The 11,735-nt window shown below is 65.4% G+C and carries 8 protein-coding genes and 2 riboswitches; of the genes, 2 read left to right on the plus strand and 6 right to left on the minus strand.

Annotation, left to right across the window (positions count from 1 at the left end):
• The first annotated feature begins 14 nt into the window (after positions 1-14).
• Entirely contained in the window at positions 15-1,490 is a 1,476-nt protein-coding gene (locus DVB37_RS24200; protein WP_104141924.1) for a M81 family metallopeptidase, read from the plus strand.
• A 240-nt stretch (positions 1,491-1,730) separates the two neighbouring features.
• Positions 1,731-3,689, plus strand: a complete 1,959-nt coding sequence (locus DVB37_RS24205; protein ID WP_120156995.1) for a DUF945 family protein — start codon at positions 1,731-1,733, stop codon at positions 3,687-3,689.
• 91 nt (positions 3,690-3,780) lie between these two features.
• Here the strand turns inward: DVB37_RS24205 and gcvP are convergent, their stop codons facing one another.
• From gcvP to DVB37_RS24235, 6 genes are all read right to left on the minus strand, one after another.
• Positions 3,781-6,654, minus strand: coding sequence for an aminomethyl-transferring glycine dehydrogenase (gene gcvP / locus DVB37_RS24210; RefSeq protein WP_046805101.1), 2,874 nt, complete (start codon positions 6,652-6,654; stop codon positions 3,781-3,783).
• A gap of 71 nt (positions 6,655-6,725) precedes the next feature.
• Positions 6,726-7,103 (minus strand): glycine cleavage system protein GcvH, encoded by a 378-nt coding sequence (gene gcvH, locus DVB37_RS24215; protein ID WP_046805102.1) that lies wholly within the window; start codon positions 7,101-7,103, stop codon positions 6,726-6,728.
• A 102-nt stretch (positions 7,104-7,205) separates the two neighbouring features.
• Complete coding sequence (gene gcvT / locus DVB37_RS24220) at positions 7,206-8,306, minus strand: glycine cleavage system aminomethyltransferase GcvT (protein WP_120156996.1); 1,101 nt, start codon at positions 8,304-8,306, stop codon at positions 7,206-7,208.
• 91 nt (positions 8,307-8,397) lie between these two features.
• Positions 8,398-8,521: riboswitch (glycine riboswitch) on the minus strand.
• A gap of 33 nt (positions 8,522-8,554) precedes the next feature.
• Positions 8,555-8,651: riboswitch (glycine riboswitch) on the minus strand.
• Between the two features lie 116 nt (positions 8,652-8,767).
• Positions 8,768-9,661, minus strand: coding sequence for a ZIP family metal transporter (locus tag DVB37_RS24225; RefSeq protein WP_046805104.1), 894 nt, complete (start codon positions 9,659-9,661; stop codon positions 8,768-8,770).
• Between the two features lie 29 nt (positions 9,662-9,690).
• Positions 9,691-10,305 carry a superoxide dismutase gene (locus DVB37_RS24230; RefSeq protein ID WP_120156997.1) on the minus strand — a complete coding sequence of 205 codons (615 nt, stop codon included), beginning with the start codon at positions 10,303-10,305 and terminating at the stop codon, positions 9,691-9,693.
• A gap of 205 nt (positions 10,306-10,510) precedes the next feature.
• A complete protein-coding gene (locus DVB37_RS24235; protein ID WP_120156998.1) occupies positions 10,511-11,713 on the minus strand; it encodes an NAD(P)/FAD-dependent oxidoreductase in 1,203 nt (400 codons plus the stop codon).
• Between the last annotated feature and the right edge of the window lie 22 nt (positions 11,714-11,735).

Raw genomic sequence — 11,735 nt, forward strand, 5'->3', positions numbered from 1 at the left:
CCACAGGAATTCCCATGCGTTGGCTATTGGCAATGATCAAGCACGAGACGAATACCTATTCGCCCGTGCCGACCCCGCTTGAACGCTTTTTCCGAGGCAGCCCCGACATCCTGGCCGGCGATCTTGCCATCAAGGCCTACGAGAACACCGACAGCGGGCTGGGCGGCTATATCGAAGTGGCGCGCCGCGAGGGCGCGGAAATGGTCGTGCCCGTAGCGGCCGAGTCCTGGCCCAGCGGCCCCACCAGCGCCGAGACCCACGAACGCCTGTGCAAGCTGGTGCTGGACCAGGTCAAGCTGGGCGGCTTTGACGCCATCTTGCTGGACCTGCACGGCGCCATGGTGGCCGAAGGCGTGGAAGACGCGGAAGGCGACCTGCTGCGCCGCCTGCGGGAAATCGACCCGACCACGCCGGTGGCCGTCACGCTGGACATGCACGCTAATATCTACGACGACATCGTGCGCAACGCCACCGTCATCAGCGGCTTTCACACGTATCCGCACGTGGATATCCGCGCGGCCGGGGTGCGCGCCGCCAACGTCATCGCGCGCACGCTCAAGGGCGAGATCAAACCCGTCATGACGTGGGCCAACAAGCCCATGCTGCCGCACATCATGTGCCAGGGCACCCATGCCGCGCCCAACGGCCCCTTGCAGGAACGCTGCAAGGAACTGGAAGCGGGCGGCGTGCTGGCGGCGTCCGTCTTCGTGGGGTTTCCGCATGCGGACATCCGCGAAGCGGGCCTGAGCGCCGTCGTCTGTACGGACGGCAACCTGCAAGAGGCCGAGAAGCACCGCGACGAGCTGCTGGAACGCGCCTGGGCAGGTCGCGCCGATTGGGTGTTCCACCCCGAGCCGCTGGCGCCCACCATCGCGCGCGCCAAGCAGATCGAGCAAGGCCCCGTGGTGCTGCTGGACCACTACGACAACACGGGCTCGGGCGGCACCATGGACACCACGGCCGTGCTGGCCGAAGTGCTGCGCCAGGAATTGGACAACGTGGTGTTCTACGCCATCTGCGACCCCCAGGCAGCAGAACAGGCCGCCGCCGCGGGCGTGGGCAAGACCATCACCCTGACGCTGGGCGGCAAGCTGGCCATGCCGGCTATCAAGGAACCCAGCGAACCGTTGCAGGTGACAGGCCGCGTCAAGCTGGTGTTCGACGGCGTGTACCTGAGCCGGGGCCCGATGTACCGGGGCGTGCGCAACGACACCGGGCTGACGGTGGTGATCGACACCGGCCGGGTCGAAATCGTGGTGGTGTCGCGCCACCAGGAACCCTTCGACATCAACTGCCTGTTGTCCGTGGGCGTTGACCCGTTGCAAAAGCGCTATGTGGTGCTGAAAAGCCGGGTGCACTGGCGCGCGGGCTTTTCCGCCATGGCCACCGAGGTCATCGAGTGCACCGGCGTGGGCGTCACCACGTCCGACTACAGCCAGCTTGAGTTCAAGCACGTGCGCCGGCCGATCTACCCGCTGGACCCGCTGTAACGAAATCGGGTCGCAAAGTTGTCGACAAAACGGCCGGCGCCCTGCGCCGGCCTTTCATTTTGAAATCTTCAGTAACTGGGCGCACGGTCGAGCGTCACAGCGCATCGGTATACTCCGGCGCGGGCCCTTACAGGCCGATGAATACGTGTATGCCGGCAGCCGCGCCTGGGAGACCAGCCGCGACGGCGCAATGCCCTGTCTGCCGGATATAACTCGATAATCAACGAAAAAAGCACAACGATGAAAAAGAGCGTAGCGATCACCCTCGGCGTGGTCATAGTGGGAGCGGGAAGCTGGATAGGCGCCACGTGGTATACCGGCAAACGCATTGAGGAAAGCTCGCAACGCCATCTGGCCGAAGCCAACGAAAAGCTGGCCAAGCTGACGCCGCTGTTCGGCCTGCGCATCGACCAGCTCAAGTACGACCGCAGCCTGTTCTCGACCCAGGCCCGTTATGGCCTGTCGCTGGTCAAGAACGACAAGAGCCCGGACGCCATGCCCGCCGGCATGATCGAATTCGATGCCGTCATCGAACACGGCCCCTTCCCCAAGACCGCGCTGTCGCGCGGCGCGATTGCGCCCAAGCTGGCGTTCGTGCACGCGGAAGTCGCCAAGACCGACAACCTGAAGGAAGTGTTCGCGCTGACCAAAGACATCTCGCCGCTGATAAGCGACGCGATGATCAGCTACAGCGGCACGACCACCTCCACGGCCAAGATCGCGCCCGTGTCGACCGCGCTGCAAGGCAATTCGATCGACTTCAGCGGCATGGTCATCACCGGCAGCTTCGACCGTACGCTGCAAGGCGTCGTCGCGCATGGCGTGATGGACAAGCTGGCCATCGATGGTTCCAAGAGCAACGACCCCGTCATCATGTCGATCGCCGGCCTGACGATGGACGTGAACAGCCGCATGGGCAAGTTCGGCGTGTCGATGGGCGATTCGGACCTGAAGATCAAGCGCATCGACGTGACCCGCAAGGGCGACGACGTCAAGCTGTCGCTGGATAACTTCGGCTACGGCGTGAAGCTGTCCGAAGACGACAAGTCCATCAACATGCAGGCCGCCTATCAAACCGGCGACATCACCGTCAACGACGTGCCTCTGGGCAATGGCCAGGCCGTGATCAAGCTGGCCAAGCTGGACGGCCAGGCCGTCAAGCAACTGTCGGACACGTACAACCAGCTGCTGCGTCAATACATGGCGCAGACCGAAGACGAGGGCCTGAAGGACGAGCAGTTCCAGGCGATGCTGGACAGCGCCGGCAAGCTGCTGGCGGGCAACCCGTCATTCAGCATCGACCCGATCAGCTGGAAAACCGGCAAGGGCGAAAGCAAGTTGAACTTCACGCTGGACTTGGCCAACCCGCCGGACGTCAAGAACCTGACGCCGCAGGAAATTGCCGCCAAGGCCATCAAGCGCATCGACGCCACGCTGATCATTTCCAAGCCGATGGTGCAGGACCTGGTCGCGCAATACGCCGTCAAGAAAGAAGGGCTGACCCCGGAGAAGGCCGCCGAGGACGCCGACCAGACCGTGCGCCAGATGTCGGGCATGGCTGAAATGTTCAACGTGGGCAAGAACGACGGCGACAACATCGTTGGCAAGTTCACGTTCGCGGACGGCATGGGCAACCTGAACGGCAAGGAAATTCCCGCCGACGAATTGTTCAGCGGCCTGCTTGGCGCCGCCGGCATGAATTCCATGGGCGACGACGAAGAAGAGTCCATGCCCGGCATGAGCGAGCAAGAGCCGGCCGAAGGCGCAACGCCCGCCGTCGGCGTGATGCAGGACTTCAGCCTGGACACCGTCAGCGCCCTGCTGGACGACATGGGCATCACCGCCAACAAGCAGGATGGCGACGAAGGCCCCGTGCTGATCCTGGACCCGGGCACCACCGGCGCCAGCGACCTGCGCCTGGAATTCCTGTGCAACGACTTCACTGAAAAGTGCCTGGACCTGGTCATGACGGCCACGTACAAGACCAAGAAGCCGATGTCGCTGAAGACCATCAACAGCTGGAACCAGGAATACCGCTGGACCCGCGCCTACCTGGACAACAAGAACCAGGCCGTGCTGCAAATGGACATGAACGCGGAAGGCGGGATCGGCAAGGACAACCTGCAAATCCTGTTGAACACGTTCATCAGCATCGCCGAAGACTTCAACGAGGCGGCCCAGGCGGCGCCGGCCAAGTAAGGCGTACGGCCGATACCGATACGGGCAAGCGCCCAACAAAAAGCCTCCATCGCAAGATGGAGGCTTTTTTATCGCCGCTACGCGTAATGCCCTACGCGTAGGCTTCGATCGGCAAGCACGCGCAGACCAGGTTGCGGTCGCCGTAGGCGTTGTCCACACGGGCCACGGGCGGCCAGTACTTGGCCTCGCGCAGCGACGCCACCGGGTAGGCGGCCTGCTGGCGCGGGTAGTCGTGCAGCCATTCTTCGGCCAACAGCATCTGCGCGGTGTGCGGCGCGTTCTTCAGGACGTTGTCCTCGCGATCGCGTTCGCCGCGCTCGACCTGGGCGATTTCCTCGCGGATGGAGATCATCGCGTCGATGAAGCGGTCAAGCTCGGCCACGCCTTCGGATTCCGTGGGCTCGACCATCAGCGTGCCCGCCACCGGGAAGCTCATGGTGGGCGCGTGGAAGCCGTAGTCCATCAGGCGCTTGGCGATGTCCTCGGCGCTGATGCCGCTGGTTTCCTTCAACGGGCGCACGTCCAGAATGCACTCGTGCGCCACGCGGCCATTGCGGCCCGCGTACAGTACCGGATAGTGGTCGCGCAGGCGGGTAGCGATGTAGTTGGCGTTCAGGATGGCCACTTCGGTGGCGCGGCGCAGGCCGTCGGCACCCATCAGCGCGATGTAGACGAACGGAATCGGCAGGATGCCGGCCGAACCGAACGGCGCGGCCGACACCGGGCCGACCTTGGCTTCGCCGGGCAGCTTGCCCTGTTCGTTCACCACGCCCGGCAGGTACGGCGCCAGGTGCGCGCGCACCGCTACGGGACCCACGCCGGGGCCGCCGCCGCCGTGCGGAATGCAGAACGTCTTGTGCAGGTTCAGGTGCGATACGTCGGAGCCGAACTTGCCCGGCTGGGCCACGCCGACCATGGCGTTCATGTTGGCGCCGTCCAGGTACACCTGGCCGCCGGCCTGGTGGACCATGTCGCAAATTTCAGTGACGGCTTCCTCGAACACGCCGTGTGTGGACGGGTAGGTGATCATCAGCGCGGCCAGCTTGTCGCCGACCTGCTCGATCTTGGCGCGCAGATCGGAAAGATCGACGTTGCCGTTGGAATCGGACGCCACCACCACCACGTCCATGCCGGCCAACTGCGCCGACGCGGGGTTGGTGCCGTGGGCCGAGGCCGGGATCAGGCAGACGTTGCGCTGATGCTGGCCGTTGGCCTGGTGGTAGCCGCGAATGGCCAGCAGGCCGGCGTATTCGCCCTGCGCGCCCGAGTTCGGTTGCAGGCTGATGTTGTCGTAGCCGGTGATTTCGCACAGCGCGGCGGACAGGCGGTCGATCAGTTCGTTGTAACCCTGGCTTTGCGAGGCGGGGGCAAACGGGTGGATCAGCGCGAATTCGGGCCAGGTGATGGGGATCATCTCGGCCGTGGCGTTCAGCTTCATGGTGCACGAACCCAGCGGGATCATCGTGCGGTCCAGCGCCAGGTCCTTGTCGGCCAGCTTGCGCAGGTAGCGCAGCATGTCGGTTTCGGATTGCACGCTGGAGAAGACGGGGTGCTTGAGGATGGCGCTTTCGCGCGCGACCGATGCGGGAATGCCGCCGGCGGCGGCCGCGTCCAGCGCGTCGATGTCCAGTTCGACATCATCGCGTTCCAGGCCGGCGGCAAACACGTTGACCAGCGCTTGCAGGTCGGCGACGGTAACGGTTTCGTCCAGCGACACGGCCAGGCGCGCGCCGTCGACGCGGCGCAGGTTGATGTGCTCGCACTCGGCGGCCGTCAGGATGGCCGGGGTGGCCGCGCCCGTTTCCAGCAGCAGCGTGTCGAAGAACGTGTCGTTCACGACCTTCACGCCCAGCTTGATGAGTTCAGCGCGCAAGATGGCGGTGCTGCGCTGCACGCGCTGGGCAATGCGGCGGATGCCTTCGGGGCCATGCCACACGGCGTACATGCCGGCCATCACGGCCAGCAGCACCTGCGCGGTGCAAATGTTGGACGTGGCCTTCTCGCGGCGGATGTGCTGTTCGCGCGTTTGCAGCGCCAGGCGCATTGCCGGATTGCCTTGTGCGTCTTTCGACACGCCGACCAAACGGCCGGCCATGTTGCGCTTGAAGGAATCCTTGCAGGCCATGAAGCCGGCGTGCGGGCCGCCAAAACCGAACGGCACGCCAAAGCGTTGCGCCGATCCGATGGCGATGTCCGCGCCCCACTCGCCCGGGGCGGCCAACAGGGCCAGCGCCAGCAGGTCGGTGGCGCAGGCAACCACGGCGCCTTGCGCGTGGGCGGCTTCTGCCAGCTTGCGGTAGTCGGACACCGAGCCGGTGCTGTGCGGGTATTGCAGCAGCACGCCGAAGCATTCCGGCAGGCCCTGCGCTTCGTCGCCCACGGTGATTTCCAGCCCCAGGCCTTCGGCGCGCGTGCGCACGACTTCGATGGTCTGCGGATGCACGTGGCGCGAAATGAAGAACACCGGGCTTTGCGACTTGGCGCCACGGCGCGCCAGCGTCATGGCTTCGGCGGCGGCCGTGCTTTCGTCCAGCAGCGAGGCGTTGGAGATGTCCAGCCCGGTCAGGTCGGCGACCATGGTCTGGTAGTTCAGCAGGGCTTCAAGACGCCCTTGCGAGATCTCCGGCTGATACGGCGTGTAGGCCGTGTACCAGGCGGGGTTCTCAAGAATGTTGCGCAGCACGACGTTGGGGGTCTGCGTGCCGTAGTAACCCTGGCCGATGTAATTGCGAAAGACCTTGTTGCGGCCCGCGATCTGCTTCAGTTCGGCCAGCACGTCGGTTTCGCTGCGCGAGGGCGGCAGCGCCAGCGGGGCCTGGCTGCGGATCTTGGCGGGAACGACTTCGTCGATCAGGGCGTCCAGGCTGGCGCTGCCAATCACTTGGAGCATGGCGGCCTGGTCGGCGTCGGACGGGCCGATGTGGCGGGGGATGAAGTCGGTATGGGTGTCTAGGGCGCGCGACATGGGAACTCTCGGGTGGTGGTGCATCAGGCCGGCGCGCCAAGAGGTCGGCGCGCCCGGCTCGAACCGGCTTCTTAGCCGTTGGCGACGGCTTCGTAGCCGGCGGCGTCCAGCAGCTTGTCGGCATCTGCCGCGTTGACCGGCTTGATCTTGAAGATCCAGGTGGTGAAGGCCGATTCGTTGATCAGGCTGGGGTTGTTTTCCAGCTCGTCGTTGAAGGCAACGATTTCACCGTTGACGGGTGCGTAGATATCCGAGGCGGCCTTGACCGACTCGACCACGCCGGCGGTTTCGCCCGCGTTCAGCTTGGCGCCAACCTTGACGTCGCCAACGAAAACCAGGTCGCCCAATTGGTCCTGGGCGGTATCGGTGATGCCGACGACGAACACGTCGCCTTCAGCTTTGACCCATTCGTGGGACTGGGTGTACTTGCGATCGGTGGGCAGGCTCATGGGAAATCCTCTAGGGAATACGGGTAGATGAATGGTGTTGCGCGCCTCGTGCGAGCGGCGTGTGCGTCAACTGGCAGCGGCCGTTCGCGCGAAGCTTCGAGTTTACGAGTGTTCGACGGCTTTGCCGTTACGCACGAAGGGCAGCTTGCAGACCAGCGCGGGCACCCATTTGCCGCGGATGTCGACTTGGACGGTGTCGCCCGGACGCACGCCTTGCGGCAGGCGGGCAAAGCCGATCGACACGCCCAGCGTGGGCGACATGGTGCCGCTGGTGAGTTCGCCCGTGCCTTGCGCGCAGCGCACGGCCATGTGGGCGCGCATCACGCCGCGCTCTTGCAGCTTCAGGCCGACAAAGGCGGCGGGGGTGGCGAATTGTTCCAGCGCGTCGCGGCCGATGAAGCGGCGCTCGGCATTCTTGAGCGACACGGTCCAGGTCAGGCCGGCTTGGTCGGGCTGGGTCAGCTCGTCCATGTCCTGGCCATACAGGTTCATGCCGGCTTCCAGGCGCAGCGTGTCGCGCGCGCCCAGGCCCGCCGGGCGCACGCCCTGGGCGGCAAGGTCGCGCCACAACTGCACGACGTCGGACGCAGGCAGAACGATTTCAAAGCCGTCTTCGCCGGTGTAGCCGGTGCGGGCGACGAGCGTGTCGTCGCCCACGCGGGCGGCAACGAAGGGGGTCAGTGCTTCGGAGGCGGCTTGCCAGGCCGGGCGCGCGGCCCAGACCTTGGCGCGGGCGTTCGGGCCCTGCACGGCCACCATGGCCAGATCGCGGCGCGGGGTGATGGCAACGTCGAAACTGCCGGCCTGCTTCACGCGCTGCATCCAGGCCACGTCTTTGTCGGCGGTGCCGGCGTTGACGACCACGCGCCATTCGTCAGCGGCAAAGAAATAGATGATCAGGTCGTCGATGACGCCGCCCTGCGGGTTCAGCATGCACGAATACAGCGCCTTGCCGGGCACGGTCAGCTTGGCGACGTCGTTGGCGACCAGGCGTTGCAGGAAGGCGTAGGCATCGGGGCCGGCCACATCCACGTTCAGCATGTGCGACACGTCGAACATGCCGGCGTCCTGGCGCACCGCGTGGTGCTCCTCAAGCTGCGAGCCGTAGGCCAAGGGCATGTCCCAGCCGCCGAAATCGACCATTCGGGCGCCGGAGGCGATGTGTTCGTCGGCCAGCGGGGTGCGTTTGAGGGTTGCGGACATGCGCGGAAACTCCGGGACGGCAATGGCTTGCCAGGGTTACGGAATGCCGGTCGTGACAAGCGGATTGCGCCCGCACGGCATCGGCTGAATCTTCCGCCCCTCTGTCCTTTTGCCTGAGAGTTGCCCCGCGCTGGGCGGGTTTGCACCTTCGGCGCCTGGGCTGCTCGCTGTGTCCCGAATTCGGGGCGGCGCCAGGTCTCTCCAGAGTACTGTTTTGCCGCATCCACACGGTAAAAACCGGGACGGGGCAAGCATGTGCGGTATCGGTTACCTGAGCGATTCTGGGCGAATTGCGCCTTCGGCGGCGACCCTGGTGAAAGGGGCGCTCTCTCCCGCAAACATGCGTGACAGCGGCGCCAAGCATACAACGAAAACCAGCCCTGGAAAAGCGCGATTTCCGGGCGCGGCCCGGCCACAAACCGCTGCCGTGGACCACGCCAAACCGGACACCAACCCCCGGGCTAGCCCAGCGCCGTGTCCAGCAACATCATCAGCACAAAGCCCAGCATCAGCCCGCACGTGGCGTAGACCTCGTGCCCCTTGCGGTGCGATTCGGGAATGATCTCGTGGCTGATGACAAACAGCATGGCGCCCGCCGCAAAGCCCAGCCCCCAGGGCAGCAGCAAGACGGACCAGCCGACGATGGCGGCGCCCAGCACCGCGCCCAACGGTTCGACCAGCCCCGACAACATGCCTAGCGCCACGGCGAAGGCCCGCTTATAGCCGGCGGCCAACAGCGCCACCGCGACAACCATCCCCTCGGGAATGTCCTGGATCGCGATGCCCGTGGCCAGCGCGGTGCCCGCCACCGGATCGCCCCCCGCGTAACCCACGCCGATGGCCAGGCCTTCGGGCAGGTTGTGCAGCGTGATGGCGATAACGAACAACCAGGCGCGCCGCATGCGGCGCGCCTCGATGCCTTCGCGGCCCTTGATGAAATGTTCGTGCGGCAGCGTGCGGTCCATGATGAGCAGCACCGCCGCGCCCAGCAGAATGGCCGCCCCCACCGTCAGGCCCGCGCCCCAGCGGCCCATGCCCTGGCTTTCGGCCGCCGCGATGCCCGGCACCACCAGGGAAAACGCGCTGGCCGCCAGCATGACGCCCGCGCCGAACCCGAACATGCTGTCCTGGACCTTTTGCGGGATGGTGCGGGCGAACAGGATGGGCACGGTGCCCAGCGCGGTGGCGCCGGCCGCTACCAGCCCGCCCAGCAGGGCGTCGGCCACGTGCGGCGCGCGCACGTCCAGGTACGCCCACAGCTGGTGCATCGCCAGGCAGGACACCAGCACGGCCAGGGTCCAGACGCTGATGCTGGTGGCCGCGGGACGCACGCGGTGACGGCTGAATGTGTTCATGGGGCCGATGCCTCCATCACAAAGCGGGCTTAACCCTTTGCGGCCGCATAACGGCGCGCCACCTCGGGCCAATTCACGACATTGTAGAAGGCGCCAATGTATTCAGGGCGACGGTTTTGGTACTTGAGGTAATAGGCGTGTTCCCAGACGTCCAGGCCCAGGATCGGCGTATTGCCGTGCATCAGAGGGCTGTCCTGATTGGCGCTGCTTTCCACCACCAGCTTGCCGGCCGGCGTGACCGAGAGCCAGGCCCAGCCGCTGCCAAAGCGGGTCAGGGCCGCTTTGGTGAAGGCCTCGCGGAAGGCGGCCAGGCCACCCAGTTCGGATTCGATAGCGGCGGCCAGCGCGCCATCGGGTTCACCACCGCCCTGGGGCGACATCACGGACCAGAACAAGCTGTGGTTGGCGTGGCCGCCGCCATGGTTGCGCACCGCGCCGCGTATGGCTTGCGGCAATTGGTCCAGCCGCGCGACCAGGGCTTCAACGGGTTCTTCCGTGCTGATGCCGGCGCCATCCAGCGCCGCGTTCAGGCTGGTGACGTAGGTTTGATGATGCTTGCTGTAGTGAATCTCCATCGTCATGGCGTCGATGTGAGGCTCCAGGGCGTCGTAGGCGTAGGGCAGCGTCGGAAGGGTGTAGGGCATGAGCGTCTCCGTGGGACTCGCCTGTTCCGAGGGAACGGCGACAGTCGATGATCGAAGGTCGGGGCCGAGGGCCAAAGAACGGCCGGCGACAGCCAAGACAGGAAACACAAATGATATGTATTTTTATTTGATAAAACAATGATGATGTGGCGTTGCGCAATTACTGCGCGATCATCGCGTCATCACGACCTTGAAAACTGCGCTCTTACAGCGCCTTGCCGCAGGCCACGCCGGAGGCCCAGGCCCATTGGAAGTTGTAGCCGCCCAGCCAGCCGGTCACATCCACGGCTTCGCCGATGAAGTACAGCCCGGGCGTGGTTTTGGCTTGCATGGATTTCTGGTCCAGGCCGCGCGTGTCGACGCCGCCGCGCATCACTTCGGCTTTCTTGTAGCCGGCGGTGCCGCTGGGCACCAGCGTCCATTGGTGGATGTCTTGAGCCAGCGCGCGCAGCGTTTTGTCGGGCGCGTCGGCCAGGCGCATCGCGGCCAGGCCGGGCTTGCCGCCCTGCTCTGCCAGATGCAGCCAGCGATCGGCCAGGCGCTTGGGCCACAGGCCCGCCAGCACGGTATGCAGCTGCTGCCGGTTGCCCGACTTGGACGCCAGCAATTCTTCGGCCAGGTCGCGGCCCGGTGCCAGGTCGATCACGATGGGTTCGCCCGGCTTCCAGTAGCTGGAAATTTGCAGGATGCCCGGGCCTGAGAGGCCGCGATGGGTAAACAGCAGGTCTTCCAGGAATTCACCCCGCGCCTTGCCCTGCCCCGTCTCCAGGCCCACTTCCAGCGCCACGCCCGACAGCTCGGACAGCGGCTGCCATTGTGCGGAGTCAAAGGTCAGCGGTACCAACGCGGGTCGCGGCTCGACGACTTTCAAGCCGAATTGGCGCGCGATCTTCAGGCCGAAGTCGGTGGCGCCCAGCTGCGGAATCGCCATGCCGCCCGTGGCCACGACCAGCTTGGCCGCGCGGATCACGCCCTGGCTGGTGCGCAGTTCGAAGCCCTGCTCGCCATGGCCGATATCGGCCACCGAACAGCCCATGCGCCATTGCACATCGCCCGCGTCGCACTCGGCGCGCAGCATGTTGATGATGGATTCGCTGGAATCGTTGCAGAACAGCTGGCCACGGTGTTTCTCGTGCCAGGCGATATGGTGGCGCTTCATCAGCGCCAGAAAATCCTGCGGCGTGTAAGCCGACAGTGCCGAGCGGCAGAAATGCGGGTTTTCGGACAGAAAATTGGCGGGCCCGGTCCCGATGTTGGTGAAGTTGCAGCGGCCACCGCCGGAGATGCGGATTTTTTCGGCCAGGCGCTCGGCATGGTCGACCAGCACCACGCGCAAGCCGCGCTGCCCGGCCACCGCTGCACACATCATGCCAGCGGCGCCGGCGCCGAGGACGGCTACATCAAACATCAGGACTCCAGACCCGCCGGGT

The organism is Achromobacter sp. B7 (assembly GCF_003600685.1).
Taxonomy (GTDB): Bacteria; Pseudomonadota; Gammaproteobacteria; order Burkholderiales; family Burkholderiaceae_B; genus Achromobacter; species Achromobacter spanius_B.